This is a genomic window from Delftia sp. K82, assembly GCF_002193035.1.
GTDB lineage: Bacteria > Pseudomonadota > Gammaproteobacteria > Burkholderiales > Burkholderiaceae_C > Comamonas > Comamonas acidovorans.
On the sequence record NZ_MYFL01000001.1, the window covers coordinates 2,262,617 to 2,279,042 of the forward strand.

A 16,426-nucleotide genomic window follows, 5' to 3' on the forward strand; every position below is an offset into this window, starting at 1 on the left:
GGAACTAAATCATGGAAACCGGAGCTGTCGTCAGCTTCGCTGTCCCTGTTTTGCGCTTCGCCAGCACTGTCAGTAACCGGCGCGACCAAAGCGAGGGACACCGAGGAAGGGCCTAGGCCGGCCGCGCCGCCCCGCACCGAGGGTGTCGTCCCCCTCCCTCGCGAAGCGAGTTAGAGAGGGGGAAGCGGCGGAGCCGCTCAGGGGGTGCTTCACAAGGGGATGTTTCCATGCTTGCGCCACGGATTTTCCAGCTGCTTGTTCTTGAGCATCTGCAGCGAGCGGCAGATGCGCTTGCGCGTCTCATGCGGCTGGATCACATCGTCGATGAAGCCGCGCGCGCCTGCCACGAAGGGGTTGGCGAAGCGGGCCTTGTACTCGGCCTCGCGCGCGGCCAGCTTGGCAGGGTCGTTCTTGTCCTCGCGGAAGATGATCTCCACGGCGCCCTTGGCGCCCATCACGGCGATCTCGGCATGGGGCCAGGCCAGGTTGACGTCGCCGCGCAGGTGCTTGGAGGCCATCACGTCATAGGCGCCGCCGTAGGCCTTGCGCGTGATGACGGTGATTTTCGGCACCGTGGCCTCGGCATAGGCGTACAGCAGCTTGGCGCCGTGCTTGATGATGCCGCCGTACTCCTGGCTGGTGCCTGGCATGAAGCCGGGCACGTCCACGAAGGTGACCACGGGGATGTTGAAAGCATCGCAGAAACGCACGAAGCGCGCCGCCTTGATGGAGCTCTTGATGTCCAGGCAGCCGGCCAGCACCAGGGGCTGGTTGGCGACGATGCCTACGGTCTGCCCGTCCATGCGCGCAAAGCCGGTGATGATGTTCCTGGCGTAGTCGGGCTGCAGCTCGAAGAAGTCGCCGTCGTCCACGGTCTTGAGGATCAGCTCCTTCATGTCGTAGGGCTTGTTGGCGTTGTCGGGCACCAGGGTGTCCAGCGACTTGTCGGCGCGATCCACAGGGTCCGAGGTGTAGCGCACGGGCGCCTTCTCGCGGTTGTTCAGCGGCAGGTAGTTGTACAGGCGGCGCAGCATCATCAGCGCCTCCACATCGTTGTCGAAGGCCATGTCGGCCACGCCGCTGCGCGTGGTGTGGGTGATGGCGCCGCCCAGCTCCTCGGCCGTGACTTCCTCGTGCGTCACGGTCTTCACCACTTCGGGGCCGGTGACGAACATGTAGCTGCTGTCCTTGACCATGAAGATGAAGTCCGTCATGGCCGGCGAATACACGGCGCCGCCCGCGCAGGGGCCCATGATCATGGAGATCTGCGGCACCACGCCGCTGGCCAGCACGTTCTTCTGGAACACGTCGGCATAGCCGCCCAGGGAGGCCACGCCTTCCTGGATGCGGGCGCCGCCCGAGTCGTTGAGGCCGATCACGGGGGCGCCGACCTTCATGGCCTGGTCCATGATCTTGCAGATTTTCTCGGCATGGGTCTCGGACAGCGCGCCGCCGAAGACGGTGAAGTCCTGGCTGAAGACGAAGACCAGGCGGCCGTTGATCATGCCGTAGCCGGTGACCACGCCGTCGCCGGGGATCTTGCTGTTTTCCATGCCGAAGTCGGTGCAGCGGTGCTCGACGAACATGTCCCATTCCTCGAAGGTGCCGTCGTCCAGCAGCAGCTCGATGCGCTCTCGCGCCGTGAGCTTGCCCTTCTTGTGCTGTGCGTCTATGCGCTTTTGGCCGCCACCCAGGCGGGCCTGTTCGCGCTTTGTCTCCAGTTGATCCAGGATGTCTTGCATGCTGCGATTCCTCTAACGTCTAACGATACGGGTTGCTGGTGTTGTCTTGTCTGCTGTCACTGCGGCGCTGCGGCGGGTGCTGTCGCCGGCGCTGAAGATGGCGCCATCGCGGGCCCGGCCTGCGCCTGCAGCAGATTTCTGGCGGCGGTGCTGGCCGCGATCCGCCCTGCTGCCACGTCGGCCTGCAGTTGGGGCAGCAGCGCCCGCACCTGCGGATGCTGCCGGAAGGCCTGCTTGAGGCCGGAGTCGATGCGCTCCCACATCCAGGACAGGGCCTGGCGTTCGCGGCGCAGCGCCAGGCGGCCGTTGGCCTGCTGCAGGCGGCGGAATTCCTCCACCGCGCTCCAGAAGCCGTCAACGCCCTCTTTCTTGAGCGCGCTGATGGTGATGACCCTGGGCTGCCACAGCCGCTCGTCGTGGTGGGCGTGCTCGGGATTGCCGTGCATGCCCAGCAGGCGCAGGCTGGAGGTGATCTGGGCCTGCGCGCGCGTGGCGGCATGCGGGTCGATGTCGGCCTTGTTGATGACGACCAGGTCGGCCAGCTCCATCACGCCCTTCTTGATGGCCTGCAGGTCATCGCCCGCATTGGGCAGTTGCAGCAGGCAGAACATGTCGCACATGCCCTGCACGGCGATCTCGCTCTGGCCCACGCCCACAGTCTCGACGATGACCACATCGTAGCCAGCCGCCTCGCAGACCAGCATGGCCTCGCGGGTTTTCTCGGCCACGCCGCCCAGGGTGCCGCTGCTGGGGCTGGGGCGGATGTAGGCATCCAGGTTGACGGACAGATGCTCCATGCGCGTCTTGTCGCCAAGGATGGAGCCGCCCGACACGGTGGATGAGGGGTCGATGGCCAGCACCGCCACCCGCAGGCCGCGTGCGATGAGGAACAGGCCTAGCGTTTCGATGAAGGTGCTCTTGCCCACGCCCGGCACGCCGCTGATGCCCAGGCGGAAAGACCCACCCGTATGCGGCAGCAGGGCCGTGAGCAGCACATCGGCCGCCGCACGGTGGTCGGCGCGCGTGGATTCCAGCAGGGTGATGGCCTTGGCCATGGCCCGGCGCTGAACGGCGGGGTTGCCGTTCAGGATGCCGTCTTGCATTTGCTCGGGAGTCACTGCGGCGGGCTCAGAGGCTGTTGGCCTGGCGGATCTGTTCGAGCACATCCTTGGCGCTGGCCGGGATGGGGGTGCCCGGACCATAGACGCCCTTGACGCCGGCGTTGTAGAGGAAGTCGTAGTCCTGCGCGGGAATCACGCCGCCCACGAAGACGATGATGTCGTCCGCGCCCTGGCGGCGCAGTTCCTCGATGATGGCCGGCACCAGGGTCTTGTGGCCGGCCGCCAGCGTGGACACGCCCACGGCGTGCACGTCGTTCTCGATGGCCTGGCGCGCGCATTCCTCGGGCGTCTGGAACAGCGGGCCCATGTCCACGTCGAAGCCCAGGTCGGCAAAGGCCGTGGCCACCACCTTGGCGCCGCGGTCATGGCCGTCCTGGCCGAGCTTGGCGATCATCACGCGCGGGCGGCGGCCCAGCTGCTCGGACGATGCGTCGATTTCGCTCTTGAGCTTTTCCCAGCCCTCGGCCGAGTCGTAGGCTGCTGCATACACGCCGGTCACCTTCTGCGTATCGGCGCGGTGGCGCCCGAAAACCTTCTCCAGTGCGTCCGAGACCTCGCCCACCGTGGCGCGCAGGCGCACGGCCTGGATGGCCAGGTCCAGCAGGTTGCCCTCGCCGCTTTCGGCGGCCTGGGTCAGCGCCTGCAGGGCGGCCTCGACCTTGGCTGCATCGCGGCTGGCCTTGATCTGGTTCAGGCGCGCGATCTGGCTGTCACGCACCTTGACGTTGTCCACCTCGAGGATGTCGATGGCGTCTTCCTTGGCCAGCTTGTACTTGTTGACGCCAACGATGACATCCTTGCCCGAGTCGATGCGCGCCTGCTTCTCGGCGGCGGCGGCCTCGATCTTGAGCTTGGCCCAGCCCGAGTCCACGGCGGCCGTCATGCCGCCCATGGCCTCGACCTCCTCGATGATCTTCCAGGCGGCGTCGGCCATGTCCTGGGTCAGCTTCTCCATCATGTAGCTGCCGGCCCAGGGGTCGATCACATTGGTGATGTGGGTCTCTTCCTGGATGATCAGCTGCGTGTTGCGCGCAATGCGGGCCGAGAACTCGGTGGGCAACGCAATGGCTTCGTCAAAGCTGTTGGTGTGCAGGCTCTGCGTTCCGCCGAAGACGGCGGCCATGGCCTCGATGGTGGTGCGCACCACGTTGTTGTAGGGGTCCTGCTCGGTCAGCGACCAGCCGGAGGTCTGGCAGTGCGTGCGCAGCATCAGGCTCTTGGCCTTCTTGGCGCCGAAGCCCTTCATGATGCGGCACCACAGCAGGCGGGCCGCGCGCATCTTGGCGATCTCCAGGTAGAAATTCATGCCGATGGCCCAGAAGAAGGACAGCCGGCCGGCGAAATCGTCCACATCCATGCCCTTGGCCGTGGCGGTCTTGACGTACTCCTTGCCGTCGGCCAGCGTGAAGGCCAGTTCCAGCGCCTGGTTGGCGCCCGCCTCCTGCATGTGGTAGCCCGAGATCGAGATCGAGTTGAACTTGGGCATGTTCTTGCTCGTGTACTCGATGATGTCGCCGATGATGCGCATCGACGGCTGGGGCGGGTAGATATAGGTGTTGCGGACCATGAACTCCTTGAGGATGTCGTTCTGTATGGTCCCCGACAGCTGGTCCTGGGCCACGCCCTGCTCCTCGGCCGCCACCACGTAGCCGGCCAGCACGGGCAGCACGGCGCCGTTCATGGTCATGGACACGCTGATCTTGTCCAGCGGGATCTGGTCGAACAGCACCTTCATGTCCTCGACCGAATCGATGGCGACGCCGGCCTTGCCCACGTCGCCTGTGACGCGCGGATGGTCGCTGTCGTAGCCCCGGTGCGTAGCCAGGTCGAACGCCACCGACACGCCCTGCCCGCCGGCGGCCAGCGCCTTGCGGTAGAAGGCATTGGATTCCTCGGCCGTGGAAAAGCCCGCGTACTGGCGAATGGTCCAGGGCCGGCCCGCGTACATGGTGGCCTGCGGGCCGCGGATGTAGGGCTCGAAGCCTGGCAGGCTATCCGTATGGGGCAGGTTGGCCGTGTCTGCCGCCGTGTACAGCGGCTTGACGTCGATGCCGTCGGGCGTGGTCCAGTGCAGTGCCTGGATGTCGCCCCCGGGAGCGGCCTTGGCGGCCGCCTGGGCCCATTTCTGCAGGTCGGCAGTTGCGAATTCCTGGCCGTTCTGCGCTGTCGGATGGTCTTGTCTCATGTTCTCAGGCTCGTGAATGACAGGTGCCCTTGAGGGCATGCCCCAGAGCTGCCGCAGTTTACATCATTCATAATTATTCATTCAAAATATCTTTGCCGATACAATCCGGGCCACATGTCGACAAACACCCTCACTCCCCGCGCTCTCTACGAACAGGTTGCAGAGAAGCTGCGCCTGCGCATCTTCGAGCACGAGCTGGCGCCCGGTGACTGGATCGACGAACTGAAGATTGCCGAGGAATACGGCATCAGCCGCACCCCGCTGCGCGAGGCCCTGAAGGTGCTGGCCGCCGAGGGCCTGGTCACCATGAAGGTGCGCCGTGGCGCCTATGTGACCGAGGTGTCGTCCAAGGACATTGCCGATGTCTATCACCTGCTGAGCCTGCTGGAATCCGATGCCGTCCAGGTGGTGGCCGAATCGGGCAGCGACGAAGAGCTTGCCGCCCTGCAGCAGACCCACGAGGAACTCAAGGCGCAGACGCGCGATGCAGACCGCTTCTTCGAACTCAACGAAAGCTTTCACATGCAGCTGCTGCAGATTGCCGACAACCGCTGGCGCAACCAGCTGGTGGCAGATCTGCGAAAGGTGATGAAGCTCAACCGCCACAAGTCGCTGTTCAAGCAGGGCCGCATCGAGGATTCGCTGGCCGAGCACGAGACCGTCATGCAGGCCCTGCTGCGCCGCGATGGCGCTGCAGCGGCCCAGGCCATGCGTCAGCATTTTCAGAACGGCCTGGCTGCGGCGTCCTGAAGCCTGCCGTTCGGCGCTCTTGCGCAGCCGGCACCCTCTGGCGCGGCCATGACGCGCAGGCGGCCGCCCCGTCTGGAATCGGGCCCGGTGTGCAACGGTGGCGACGTAGGCAGACATGCGGCTCCTGGTTGGTTTCAGAGTGGGCACACGAAAACGCTGCAGTGCAGCATAAACGCGTGCGCCGCACCCTCTCATGTCCGAAGCTGACGCCAGGGCCTGCGGAAAGCCCCGGCTATCATCAGCGGCTACATCCACTTCGGCCCGCACCCTTCTCGCATGAGCATCCAAGAAGACCCAGCCCGCGCCCCTTCCCTGGCCATGAGCCTGCCAGCCGATGCCAGCATGGCCACGGCCTCCACCCTGGTGGAAATGCTGGCCCTGCGCGTGCGGCAAACGCCCGCAGGCGAGGCCTACCGGGCCTATGACGAGGATGCGCGCAGCTGGAAGACGCTGAACTGGGCACAGGCCGGCGAGCGCGTGGCCCTCTGGGCGCAGGCGCTGGCCGCGCAGGAGTTGCCGGCAGGATCGCGCATCGCCATCCTGCTACCCAACGGTCTGGACGCCATGTCCATCGACCTGGCCAGCCTGCGCTGCGGCCATGTGCCCGTGCCGCTGCACGCCATAGACAACGCGGGCAGCATTGCCTACATCCTGGCCAACGCCCAGGTGTCCATGCTGTTCGTGGCACAGCAATCCACTTGGGACAAGATCTGCGCCACGGGCCAGGCCCTGCCCGCGTTGCGCAAGGTGGTCGTGGCATCGGCCAAGCCGGCTTCCCGGGCCGCAGAGCCTGAAACCGAAGGCGATGCCGCCGCACTGGAGACCCTGCGCCAGATCCCCGTGCAGCCGTTGGCCCAATGGCTGGCTGAAGGCGGCGCAGTCCCCCTGCCCCCGCCTCCCTCTGCCGAGGACCTGGCCGCCGTGGTCTATACCTCGGGCACCACGGGCAAGCCCAAGGGCGTGATGCTCACGCACCGCAACGTGGTCTCCAACGTGCAGGCGGTGATGCAGCGGCTGCAGCCGCGCAGCGACGATGTTTTCCTCTCCTTCCTGCCGCTGTCGCACACCTTCGAGCGCACGGCTGGCTACTACCTGGCGCTGGCCGTGGGCGCCTGCGTGGCCTATGCGCGCTCGGTGGCCCAGCTGGCAGAGGATCTCAAGACCCAGCGCCCCACGGTGCTGGTGTCCGTGCCACGTATCTACGAGCGCGTGCACGCCAAGGTCATGGAGACCCTGGCCCGTGCACCGCTCAAGGCCCAGCTGTTCGAGCTGGCCCAGGCCAGGGGCTGGCAGCGATTTTGTGAAACACAAGGCATTGCCGATGCGCAAGCGCCCCAGCCCGAAGTGCCGGGCTGGATGCAATGGCTGCCCTGGCCGGTGCTCAACCACCTGGTGGCCAAGCCGTTGCTGGCCCAGTTTGGCGGGCGTGTGCGCGTGGCCGTAAGCGGTGGCGCGCCGCTGTCACCCACGATTGCGCGCTGTTTTCTCGGCCTGGGCCTGCCGCTGATCCAGGGCTACGGAATGACCGAGACCTCGCCCGTGGTCTGCGCCAACACGCTGGAGGACAACCACCCCGCCACCGTGGGCCGCGCCTTGCCCGGCGTGGAGGTGCGGATTGGCGAGAACCGGGAGCTGCAGGTGCGTGGCCCCTGCGTGATGCGCGGCTATTGGGAGCGCCCCGAAGACACCGCCAAGACTTTCACCGACGACGGCTGGCTGCGCACAGGCGACCAGGCGGTGCTCGAGGACGGGCGCGTGCGCATACAGGGACGCATCAAGGAAATCATCGTCACCTCCACCGGCGAAAAGATTCCACCGGCCGACCTGGAGCTTGCCATTACCGGCGACCCGTTCTTCACCCAGGTCTTTGTCGTGGGCGAAGACCGCCCTTTCATCGCTGCCGTGGCCGTGATCGAACGCGGCGAATGGCAGGCCATGGCCCAGCGCCTGGGCCTGGATCCCGAAGACCCCAAGAGCCTGAACCACTCCGCCGCCGAACGCGAGGCACTGGCACGCATCGAAAAGCAGGTGGCCAGCTTTGCCCGCTATGCCGTGCCACGCGCCGTGCATCTGGAGCTGGAGCCCTGGACCATAGAAAACGGGCTGATGACGCCTACCCTCAAGCTCAAGCGCAACAACCTCATGACGCGGTTCGAGTCGCAGATCGCCGCCATGTACAGCAAGCCTGCCGAGCGCTGGCAAGGCCGCAACAGCGCGGGTTGACCCCCTGCTCCTGACAAGCAGCCGCAGCTCAAAACGGCGGCTTTTTCTATTTTTGATATGGATTCAATTTATGTAAGTTACATTGAATTGATCAAAAAGAAAGGAAGAGCGCACTGCGCACGCTCTTCCTGGGTCTGCGTCAAGCAGCTGCCAATGTCAGGCCGGGGCTCGCCATGCCGATCTCCTTCACCGAGCTGATCTGGAACGTGGCCACCGCCTGCGCCAGCACCCGCGCCTGCCGTTCCAGGCTGGCTGCAGCGGCTGCTGACTCTTCCACCAAGGCGGCATTCTGTTGCGTGACCTGGTCCATCTGGGAGACGGCCTGGGTGATCTGCCCCAGGCCACCGCTTTGCTCCACGCTGGAGGCAGAGATGGCCTCGATCAGCGACGCCACCTCGCTCACCTGGGCTTCAATGGCATCCATGGCCTTGCCTGCTTCCCGGACCTGGTTGCCGCCTGTCCGTACCTTGTCGGTGGATGCCGTGATCAGTGCCTTGATCTCCCGCGCCGCTGCGGCGCTGCGCTGGGCCAGGGAGCGCACTTCCCCGGCCACCACGGCAAAGCCCCTGCCCTGCTCGCCTGCCCGCGCGGCCTCCACCGCTGCATTGAGCGCCAGGATATTGGTCTGGAAGGCAATAGAGTCGATCACGCCCGTGATCTCGGCAATCTTTCCGCTGCTGGCCGAGATTTCGTCCATGGTGCCGATGACCCTGGCGACCGCGCCGCCGCCCACGCCGGCCACCTCCTTGGCACGCACGGCCAGGGCGCTGGCCTGCCGCGCGTTCTCGGAGCTCTGGCCCACATTGCCGGCCAGCTGCTCCATGGACGCCGCCGTTTCCTGCAGGCTGGAGGCCTGGTGCTCGGTGCGGCTGCTCAAATCCTGGTTGCCGGCAGCGATCTGGCTGGACGCCGTGGTCACCGACTCCACCCCGCGCCGCACATCGCCAACGATGTTTGCCAGCGACTCGCGCATGGCGCTCATGGAGCGCAGCAGGTCGCCGACTTCGTCACGCCCAGTGGCCTGGATTTCCGAAGCCAGGTCGCCCTGCTCGATGTGCCGGGCCACTTCCACGGCTGACTTCAAGGGCACCGTGATGGAGCGCGTGACCATGTAGCCCAGGGCCACGGCCAGGATGACGGCAGCCGCCACAAAACCGTAGATCAGCATCTGCGACCGTGCAAAAACCTCCCTGGAGTCCCCATAGACATCCTCCGACGTCTTGAGCTGCAGCTCGACCAGCTCGCCGATCTTGGCGCTGATGGGGTCGATGCTGGCATACAGCGCGCCGTCGAACTCATCCAGGCTGCCGGCCTTCTTGCCGTCCAGCTGCTTGAGGCGCTGCAGCAGTTTGTCGATGCTCTGGTTGGCCGGCGCGAACAGTGCCTGGGCCTGCTTGGCCAGCATCGCCTCCTGCACGGTGAGCTGGGTGGACGAATAGCTGCGCCAGGCGGCCTCGATCACGGGCAGCGTGCCCGAGATGCTGGCCGATGCCTCCTGCGCCGTGATCAGGCCCGCATTGGCTTTATTGACCGTGTCTATGACGTTGACGGCATAGGCATCCGCAATCTGCTTGAGCTGCTTGAGTGGAACCACACGGTCCTGGTACAGGGTCTCCGTGCCCGAAAACACATGGCCCAGCGCCCTTGCGCCGACGCCCCCTACGGCCATCAGGCAGACCAGCAGGACAAGAAAGACGGCTGTAAGCCGGGTACCTATACGCACATCGCTGAGTTTTTTCATCGCAGAACCTCTGGCCCAGTGCTGCCGTCGGTATAGGCCATCGCTATCGCATCCAGGCAGTCACATTAGCTGCCTTATCGGTAGCGGTGGCCGATTTCTTGAGAGACAAAACTCAATAAGTTCCGCGAGATGTGTAAAGACGCCTGCCAAAGTGCGGATGCCCAGCCACTGCCCTCAACCCCGTTGCCAGGCCAACGCATCCAAGGCACGGCCAATCAATTCATGTAAGTTACATCAAGATCATCAAAAAAAAGGCCCGTGAAAGCACGAGCCATTTCCATTCAGACGTAGACGTCGACCACGCCACCCAGTCCGGGCGCCTTGTTGCTCTTCGGCTGGGACGGCGACTTGGCTTCAGCCGCCTGCTGCTGCTCGCGCTGCTTGTCGATCTGGGCCTGCTGCCTGGCGCGCATGATCGCCTCGATCTGGCTTTGCACCATCATGATCTGCGACTGCAGCAGCTTGGCCTTCGTCTGCTTGGCCTTGGCGTCGACGTTCTCGGAAGACACTTCCTTGAGCGCCTGCTGCAGCTCCTTGAGCTTGCGCTGCAACGCAACGATGTCATTGCCGCCGGAGGATGAAGCGGCTCCCGAGGCGGAAGCCGATGTGGAGGATGAGACTTGCATGCCTCATACATCGTCCGCAGCCGCACAAACTGAAGGCCGAAAACACGCCTGCCCCGCCAGTAGTCACCCCAGCACATGCCGCAGCGCTCCCGCCGATGCAATGCCGATCAGCACCGTCGGCAGAATGGGCAGCCGGCTCGCGGCCACCATAGTCACTACCAGGGCCAGCAGATCGGCCGGCCGCTCGGACACGAACGCCGGGGCAATCACCGAGATCAGCACGCAGCCCGGCAGGCTTTCCATCACGTACTGCATTCGCGGGCTCAGCGTGCGCCCGCGCAGCAGCAGGTAGCCGATCACCCGCGTGAAATACGTGCTGCACGCCATGAGCACCAGCGTCAGCAAGGTTGTGGCTTCCATCGCTCAACTCCTGGGCGCCAGCAAGGCCGCGCAGACCAGGCCCGAAACGGCGCCCGCCGCCACATACCAGGCGCCAGGCACCAGCTTGTAGACCAGGGCCGCCGTCACCAGGCTCACCAGCCAGGGCCGGCAAGGCCTGACGCCCCTCCACATGCCGCGCAGCAGCACCAGAAACACGGCGGTGAACGCCATGTCGAAGCCGTACTGCTCCAGGTCGCCAATGCGCGGCCCCAGAAAGGCACCTGCCGCCGTACACGACACCCAGGCCATGTACAGGCCCGCCGACACGCCCATGTAGTAAGGCAGGCTCACACGCCGGGAGGCACTGCGCTGCGCGTCTGCCAGGGCCAGCGCCCAGCTTTCGTCGCACATGAAGAACAGGGCCGGCAGCGCACGGCGCCTGGGCAGATGGCGCAGATAGGGCGCCAGCGCCGCACCCATCAGGATGTGCCGGCAATTGACCAGGAAGGACATGGCGACGATCAGCAGCACATGCGGCGGCGACGTCCACAGCCGTATGGCCGTGAACTCCGAGCCGCCGCCGAAGTTCATCCCGGTCATGAGAGGAACCTCCAGCGGTGCCAGCCCCTTTTGCACGGCCTGGGCGCCCAGCACCAGGGCAAAGGGCACGAAGCCCAGCATCACGGGAATCGCATCCCTGAAGCCGCGAAAGGCCTCGGAACTGCGGGAGACAGAATCTGCCGAAACGGCAGCGGGGGAAAGTGGAATGGATGAAGACATGGAGAGCGGCGATTGTCGGCCTGTGCCGCTGGAATTTGCTGCCGATTCATGCTTCCACCAGCCATTTCACAGATTTTTATGCCGATTTATTCGAGAAACTGGAAATAATCTGCCGCACAAGCGCTGCACAAGCGCCGCTCAACCCATTTTCATGGCTGGCGGCGCTCCTCGGTTGGCCGCGCCTGCCCTCCTGACATTTCACGAAACCCAACGGCCATTGGCTCCCGCCATGCTGCAGTGCGTCGCAAACGGCTGTGCCGGCCAGGGCGGCGGCGGGACCATGAAGCCCTCATCACTTCGCTTCACCTGAAAGGTTCCCCATGCGCACTTCCGACTTCACCCGCTTCATCGCCCTGGCCGCCCTCAGCCTGGGCCTGGCCGGCACCGCCCTCGCCCAGGACGCCGCGCCCTCCTCCACTGCTGCCCCCACCGACCTCAGCCGCGCCCAGGTGCTGGCCGACCTGGAAATGTGGCACCGCGCCGGACTCACCTATCTCTCCGACCGCGAGATCGATGTCCGCTCCACCGAATACCAGCGCGGCCTGGAGCGCTACCAGCAACTGCGCGCCAGCCCCGCCTACCGCGAGGCCGTGGCAAGGCTGGAGAAAGGGCATGCGGTGGCTCAAGACAAGTGAGCGTTGGGGTGACGCGAGGCGCGAGATACTGTGCAGTTTCCGCACCTGCGAGCATCGCCCCTCACTCCATGAATATCCGCATAGTCAACGGCGACCTTCTGGACCAGGACGTTGAAGTCATCGTCAACTCATGGAATAGAAACATCATTCCCTGGTGGCTGTTGATCCCCCAAGGCGTGTCCGGCGCAATCAAGCGCAAGGGTGGACTGCAGCCATTCTTGGAGGTTGCGCGGGCCGGCCCCATTCCTCTGGGCGATGCCGTCCTGACATCTGCCGGCAGACTGCCTTTCAAAGGCATCATCCATGTGGCGGGTATCAATCTTCTTTGGAGGGCGTCACAACTCTCCATTGAGAAGTCCACACAGTCGGCCCTGCAACTCGTCAACGATCACGGCTTCAAATCCGTAGCCTTTCCCCTCATCGGTTGCGGATCTGGAGGCTTCAATGAAGACACTGCCATCCGCATTATGAAGAACACCATTGCCCAAGTCGAAACGAAAGCAGTGGTTGTGCTGGTCGTTTTTGGCAAGGCACGATAGTTGTTATAACGGTCGAAGCCCGGATATCGCAGGTCGAACTTCACCGCCTGCGCGTAGCTGGGGCCGCTGACGGTTCGGCCGTAGCCACGGGCGCCCGTGGTGGGCCACACTTCACCAAAGCCTGAGATCAGCCATTGCCAAGCCACCTGCTCCTGCGGCTGGGCCAAGCATTAAAATCCAATAGATTTTCAGAGAAGAATTCTATCTATTCAATAAAGCACTGTTGAAATACTGATTGGAAATTTGTTGAAACACATAAAGAGAGATATCTCTGGAATTATTTATTTCTTCAAAATGCTCTAAAAAATTCGGCAGTTCCATAGAGATAAAGTAGTCCAAATCCCAATTATTTAAACCTTCCAATGACAAAGGCAAGTTATGAATTAAATTCAACACACGCCCAGCACTAGTTAATTTAGATTGCTTGATCTGCTGCAAAGCCTCACCAATGCAGTATTTCAATATATTACGCGAACTATCCACCTCAATTTCTCGCCAGCAGATCAACACCTCTTCCAATGAAGAAATAACTGTATCATTCACCTCATTATTAAATAAAATATTTCTACTAGAAATGATGATTTCATTGATTTTTCTTAGTTCCATTTTTAATAACCTCCCCATGTGAATTCAAGATCTGCGGGTCCTCTGTAAGCACCGTATGGCAAATCCACCCTTTTTATCGGAACATCTAAAACTCCAGCCCTAGGAGCCGCCCACGCTCTACGATGACCATCCAGAATATACAACCGCCCATCATGCGCAGTCACCACCAACGGATTAGATATTCCATTAACCCGAATATCTTTAATTAATCTATCCAACTGCCTACTACTTATTGTCTGTCCATGAGTTGCGAATAAGTCTCCAATCTTGGCAGTTTCTTGTATTCCACCTTTTGCTGCACAAAACGCCCCCGACTCCATCCCCTCAGAGATCCCCCGCGCAATCGGCAGCATCCTCGACACACCAGTCGGAATCTGCGCCACCAGCGGGTTGATCACCGCAGGCGATGCCAACGTCCCGTTGACCCCCGACGCCCCGGCAATGAACTCCGTGATTGCCGGACCGTACCGGTAGTAAAGCCCCCGTCCCACCTCTGCGATCCTGTTCAACGCAACAACGGCATTCAATCCATCCGGATCAATAGCATTGAGCGGATCACCCCCCACATACCCAAACCGATTCCACCCATCTTCCAACCCGATCGGGTCCGCCTGCATATACCGCCCCGTCGCCGCATCGTAGTACCTGTGCAGGTTGTACGACAGCCCCGTCTCTTCATCAAACACTTGCCCCGGATATCGCAGGTCGAACTTCACCGCCTGCGCATAGCTGGGCCCGCTGACCGTCTGGCCGTAGCCACGGTCGCCCGTGGTGGGCCGCACTTCCCCGAACCCCGAGATCAGCCATTGCCAGCCCACCTATCCTTGCTGGTTGGTCAGGCGCCTGGGGGGGGGGTCAGGTGGTCCGTGTGGATGGCGTATAGGCGGCCGTTGATTTCTACCGCAATGGGCATGGGACCACTGGCCGGGGGCTATTCTGTCAACGCTGCGCGGGTAACTTGCTGGCCCAGCATCACACCGCCTCTGCTACGGCTCTTCAGACATTATTAAGCGGCGTTCTTGCTCGAAAATATCCCATGCAAATTGTTCTTGCTCTAAAAGAGAATCAAGAAATCCAGCCTCTTGCCAGGCCTTTGGCGAAATTCCTATAGCAGAGCTCTCATGAATCCATACGGTCCAATTTGTTGGAACAACAGTGCTAATAATCTTAAAGCACTCTGCTTGATAACTACCAAATATAGGACGCCCTCCACTATTCTCAGAAGTTACAACATTAAAACTACGTCGACCATGCGGATCAATAAAAATTGACAAAACCTGATAAACAGAGTTTAGCTTCAACCAAGGGGAGGACAAAGCCTCATTTCCCTCAGTGTCGAGCAATTTAATACATTGAACCTTCATTTTAATGCTCCAGAATAATTATTAAATATAGCTTTATAATACAAGCCATAAAACACTTCACCAGTTCCAGAATTCATATAGAAATGCATTTGATAGTCTCCTGCGAGACTTTGAAATGTTTCTGTGGTATATTTTCCATAGCCTGCGGGTATAGCTGGGTTACTAAGCTGTCCAAGACCAAGGTTTGGCATTGCCCTTGATCGCGCAAGAGCTTCTTTGGTCAAAGCTCCATTTGGTAGAAATGAAGATCTAGCTGACTCGTTGGTGAGTTGCCTTGCCAATCGTGGAGTATTTGCAACATTTGAAGCATCCACTGAAGAGCAAAACGCCCCCGACTCCACTCCCTTAGAAATCCCCCGCGCAATCGGCAGCATCCTCGAGACACCCGTCGGAATCTGCGCCACCAGCGGGCTGATCGCCGCAGGCGATGCCGACGCCCCGGCAATGAACTCCGTGATCGCCGGACCGTACCGGTAGTAAAGCCCCCGTCCCACCTCTGCGATCCTGTTCAACGCAACAACAGCATTCAATCCATCCGGATCAATCGCATTGAGCGGATCACCCCCCACATACCCAAACCGATTCCACCCACCCTCCAGCCCAATCGGGTCCGCCTGGATGTATCTCCCCGTCGCCGCATCGTAGTACCTGTGCAGGTTGTACGACAGCCCCGTCTCTTCATCAAACACTTGCCCCGGATACCGCAGGTCGAACTTCACCACCTGCGCATAGCTGGGACCGCTGACAGTCTGGCCGTAGTCGCGGCAGCGCGTGGTGATTGACGCGATTGCGGCTATGTTGGCGCAGCATAGTTCGTAGCAGACACGCAACGCTGGCACCCTGAACCCCCAGCCGCAGCGGCTGACATGGGGTTGCAGGTTTTTTTTTAATGAAGACTTATTTAATGATTATTTTATATTTCAACCATGATTCCATATTCTTTGTGATTCTTTAATACATGATCCCCCCCAAAGTCTTGAACAACATCAATAGTAAAAGAATCTTCTTCGCGGATGCATTTAAAGAAGATATCGATATACCCATTGATTGCATCAAAATGAAATCGTGGATCTGTTATAAAATAATTAAAAACGGGATGCTCTTTAGGCTTGAAGCCGTCTTCAATGTAATACCTAATGCCAATTAAGTTACCCTCCTTGGATTTGATATGGTCATAAAAAAAACCACCAAGATCAACCTCGTTTGTTTTTTTCCAGGATGACAACTCTGTTGGGTTGCAGTTATTAGGAAGAATGAGATATTTCATTATTTCAATCTATTAAGTATTTCTAGGCGTAGCCGCTGCAGATCGGCCGCGGCAGCATTTCCTGATCGCTCATATTGGCTTATGGCTCTCGTTGCAAGCTCTCTATAAGCATTTACAGCTTGATTGGTCAGTGCCTCGGGGCGCGTCAAGTTTGAAAGTGCATTATTTGCACCTGGAATTCCTGTTCCAAAAAGCTGTCGCAAGAGCTCCGTTTGATCTTTTCCAATCAACGCTTTTAACTCTTCTTTGGTCATTGACCTCAGTGCTGGGCCCGCTTTACCTACAGAGCCCGGCCCCACACAAAGGCTTGGGCCACCTGCAATAAATGGGCGAAGGCACCCGTTGTCATCCATCGGACTATTAAGGAGTAGCGGTTGGCACATGTCACCTGTGTTAACAGCGCCGCCACCTCCAGGAACAAATCCAGCCAACCCCAGCGGATCGACGTGACTCAGCGGGTTACCACCCACATACCCAAACCGATTCCAGCCACCCTCCAACCCGATCGGGTCCGCCTGGATGTATC

General features: G+C 61.2%; 18 protein-coding genes. 5 read left to right on the plus strand and 13 right to left on the minus strand.

Annotation, left to right across the window (positions count from 1 at the left end; genetic code table 11):
- Window positions 1-209: 209 nt before the first annotated feature.
- Genes KDK82_RS10010 through scpA form a run of 3 tightly spaced genes read right to left on the minus strand, consistent with a single transcriptional unit; the run spans window position 210 to window position 5,048 of the window.
- On the minus strand, window positions 210-1,742 hold the full coding sequence (locus tag KDK82_RS10010) for an acyl-CoA carboxylase subunit beta (RefSeq protein ID WP_012205581.1): 1,533 nt from the start codon (window positions 1,740-1,742) through the stop codon (window positions 210-212).
- A gap of 56 nt (window positions 1,743-1,798) precedes the next feature.
- Window positions 1,799-2,860 (minus strand): methylmalonyl Co-A mutase-associated GTPase MeaB, encoded by a 1,062-nt coding sequence (gene meaB / locus KDK82_RS10015; RefSeq protein WP_179217881.1) that lies wholly within the window; start codon window positions 2,858-2,860, stop codon window positions 1,799-1,801.
- Window positions 2,861-2,870: 10 nt separating this feature from the next.
- Window positions 2,871-5,048 carry a methylmalonyl-CoA mutase gene (scpA, locus tag KDK82_RS10020; RefSeq protein ID WP_088164760.1) on the minus strand — a complete coding sequence of 726 codons (2,178 nt, stop codon included), beginning with the start codon at window positions 5,046-5,048 and terminating at the stop codon, window positions 2,871-2,873.
- Window positions 5,049-5,162: 114 nt separating this feature from the next.
- On the opposite strand from scpA, the gene KDK82_RS10025 reads away from it, so the two are divergent.
- Window positions 5,163-5,798, plus strand: a complete 636-nt coding sequence (locus KDK82_RS10025) for a GntR family transcriptional regulator (RefSeq protein WP_012205578.1) — start codon at window positions 5,163-5,165, stop codon at window positions 5,796-5,798.
- A gap of 276 nt (window positions 5,799-6,074) precedes the next feature.
- Window positions 6,075-8,021, plus strand: a complete 1,947-nt coding sequence (locus KDK82_RS10030; RefSeq protein ID WP_088164761.1) for a long-chain fatty acid--CoA ligase — start codon at window positions 6,075-6,077, stop codon at window positions 8,019-8,021.
- Window positions 8,022-8,160: 139 nt separating this feature from the next.
- Here KDK82_RS10030 and KDK82_RS10035 read toward each other — a convergent pair whose 3' ends face one another.
- The 4 genes from KDK82_RS10035 to KDK82_RS10050 form a co-directional block, all read right to left on the minus strand.
- Window positions 8,161-9,762, minus strand: coding sequence for a methyl-accepting chemotaxis protein (locus KDK82_RS10035; RefSeq protein WP_088164762.1), 1,602 nt, complete (start codon window positions 9,760-9,762; stop codon window positions 8,161-8,163).
- Between the two features lie 281 nt (window positions 9,763-10,043).
- A complete protein-coding gene (locus KDK82_RS10040; RefSeq protein ID WP_088164763.1) occupies window positions 10,044-10,388 on the minus strand; it encodes a FlxA-like family protein in 345 nt (114 codons plus the stop codon).
- A gap of 63 nt (window positions 10,389-10,451) precedes the next feature.
- Complete coding sequence (locus KDK82_RS10045) at window positions 10,452-10,748, minus strand: AzlD family protein (RefSeq protein ID WP_088164764.1); 297 nt, start codon at window positions 10,746-10,748, stop codon at window positions 10,452-10,454.
- 3 nt (window positions 10,749-10,751) lie between these two features.
- On the minus strand, window positions 10,752-11,489 hold the full coding sequence (locus KDK82_RS10050; RefSeq protein WP_088164765.1) for an AzlC family ABC transporter permease: 738 nt from the start codon (window positions 11,487-11,489) through the stop codon (window positions 10,752-10,754).
- Between KDK82_RS10050 and KDK82_RS31905 the strand changes: the two genes are divergently transcribed.
- The 3 genes from KDK82_RS31905 (at window position 11,480) to KDK82_RS10060 (ending at window position 12,663) form a co-directional block, all read left to right on the plus strand.
- The gene (locus KDK82_RS31905; RefSeq protein WP_143343437.1) at window positions 11,480-11,683 is read left to right on the plus strand and encodes a hypothetical protein; all 204 of its coding nucleotides are present in this window, start codon (window positions 11,480-11,482) and stop codon (window positions 11,681-11,683) included. The genes KDK82_RS10050 and KDK82_RS31905 overlap by 10 nt on opposite strands.
- A gap of 126 nt (window positions 11,684-11,809) precedes the next feature.
- Complete coding sequence (locus KDK82_RS10055) at window positions 11,810-12,124, plus strand: DUF4148 domain-containing protein (protein WP_043821957.1); 315 nt, start codon at window positions 11,810-11,812, stop codon at window positions 12,122-12,124.
- A gap of 68 nt (window positions 12,125-12,192) precedes the next feature.
- The gene (locus KDK82_RS10060; RefSeq protein ID WP_088164766.1) at window positions 12,193-12,663 is read left to right on the plus strand and encodes a macro domain-containing protein; all 471 of its coding nucleotides are present in this window, start codon (window positions 12,193-12,195) and stop codon (window positions 12,661-12,663) included.
- 201 nt (window positions 12,664-12,864) lie between these two features.
- Here KDK82_RS10060 and KDK82_RS31910 read toward each other — a convergent pair whose 3' ends face one another.
- From KDK82_RS31910 to KDK82_RS31925, 6 genes are all read right to left on the minus strand, one after another.
- The gene (locus tag KDK82_RS31910) at window positions 12,865-13,269 is read right to left on the minus strand and encodes a hypothetical protein (RefSeq protein WP_143343439.1); all 405 of its coding nucleotides are present in this window, start codon (window positions 13,267-13,269) and stop codon (window positions 12,865-12,867) included.
- Between the two features lie 2 nt (window positions 13,270-13,271).
- Window positions 13,272-14,087 carry an RHS repeat-associated core domain-containing protein gene (locus KDK82_RS10065; RefSeq protein ID WP_088164767.1) on the minus strand — a complete coding sequence of 272 codons (816 nt, stop codon included), beginning with the start codon at window positions 14,085-14,087 and terminating at the stop codon, window positions 13,272-13,274.
- A 168-nt stretch (window positions 14,088-14,255) separates the two neighbouring features.
- Entirely contained in the window at window positions 14,256-14,633 is a 378-nt protein-coding gene (locus KDK82_RS31915) for a hypothetical protein (protein WP_143343441.1), read from the minus strand.
- Window positions 14,630-15,472: an RHS repeat-associated core domain-containing protein gene (locus KDK82_RS10070; RefSeq protein WP_088164768.1), complete on the minus strand. Its 843-nt coding sequence runs from the start codon at window positions 15,470-15,472 to the stop codon at window positions 14,630-14,632. The genes KDK82_RS31915 and KDK82_RS10070 overlap by 4 nt, the downstream gene beginning before the upstream one ends.
- A 74-nt stretch (window positions 15,473-15,546) precedes the next feature.
- Window positions 15,547-15,900, minus strand: a complete 354-nt coding sequence (locus KDK82_RS31920) for a hypothetical protein (protein WP_143343442.1) — start codon at window positions 15,898-15,900, stop codon at window positions 15,547-15,549.
- Window positions 15,900-16,426 (minus strand): RHS repeat-associated core domain-containing protein (locus KDK82_RS31925; RefSeq protein ID WP_143343476.1); only part of this gene is annotated, 527 nt, incomplete at its 5' end. The genes KDK82_RS31920 and KDK82_RS31925, both read right to left, overlap by 1 nt.

What these genes read in the sequence shown, in the direction of transcription:
- KDK82_RS10045 (WP_088164764.1), bottom strand. Translation starts at nt 10,748, where the DNA reads ATGGAAGCCACAACCTTGCTGACGCTGGTGCTCATGGCGTGCAGCACG.
- KDK82_RS10025 (WP_012205578.1), top strand. Translation starts at nt 5,163, where the DNA reads ATGTCGACAAACACCCTCACTCCCCGCGCTCTCTACGAACAGGTTGCA.
- KDK82_RS31910 (WP_143343439.1), bottom strand. Translation starts at nt 13,269, where the DNA reads ATGGAACTAAGAAAAATCAATGAAATCATCATTTCTAGTAGAAATATT.
- KDK82_RS10010 (WP_012205581.1), bottom strand. Translation starts at nt 1,742, where the DNA reads ATGCAAGACATCCTGGATCAACTGGAGACAAAGCGCGAACAGGCCCGC.
- KDK82_RS10050 (WP_088164765.1), bottom strand. Translation starts at nt 11,489, where the DNA reads ATGTCTTCATCCATTCCACTTTCCCCCGCTGCCGTTTCGGCAGATTCT.
- KDK82_RS10030 (WP_088164761.1), top strand. Translation starts at nt 6,075, where the DNA reads ATGAGCATCCAAGAAGACCCAGCCCGCGCCCCTTCCCTGGCCATGAGC.
- KDK82_RS31915 (WP_143343441.1), bottom strand. Translation starts at nt 14,633, where the DNA reads ATGAAGGTTCAATGTATTAAATTGCTCGACACTGAGGGAAATGAGGCT.
- KDK82_RS31905 (WP_143343437.1), top strand. Translation starts at nt 11,480, where the DNA reads ATGAAGACATGGAGAGCGGCGATTGTCGGCCTGTGCCGCTGGAATTTG.
- KDK82_RS10035 (WP_088164762.1), bottom strand. Translation starts at nt 9,762, where the DNA reads ATGAAAAAACTCAGCGATGTGCGTATAGGTACCCGGCTTACAGCCGTC.
- scpA (WP_088164760.1), bottom strand. Translation starts at nt 5,048, where the DNA reads ATGAGACAAGACCATCCGACAGCGCAGAACGGCCAGGAATTCGCAACT.
- KDK82_RS10055 (WP_043821957.1), top strand. Translation starts at nt 11,810, where the DNA reads ATGCGCACTTCCGACTTCACCCGCTTCATCGCCCTGGCCGCCCTCAGC.
- KDK82_RS10040 (WP_088164763.1), bottom strand. Translation starts at nt 10,388, where the DNA reads ATGCAAGTCTCATCCTCCACATCGGCTTCCGCCTCGGGAGCCGCTTCA.
- KDK82_RS31920 (WP_143343442.1), bottom strand. Translation starts at nt 15,900, where the DNA reads ATGAAATATCTCATTCTTCCTAATAACTGCAACCCAACAGAGTTGTCA.
- KDK82_RS10060 (WP_088164766.1), top strand. Translation starts at nt 12,193, where the DNA reads ATGAATATCCGCATAGTCAACGGCGACCTTCTGGACCAGGACGTTGAA.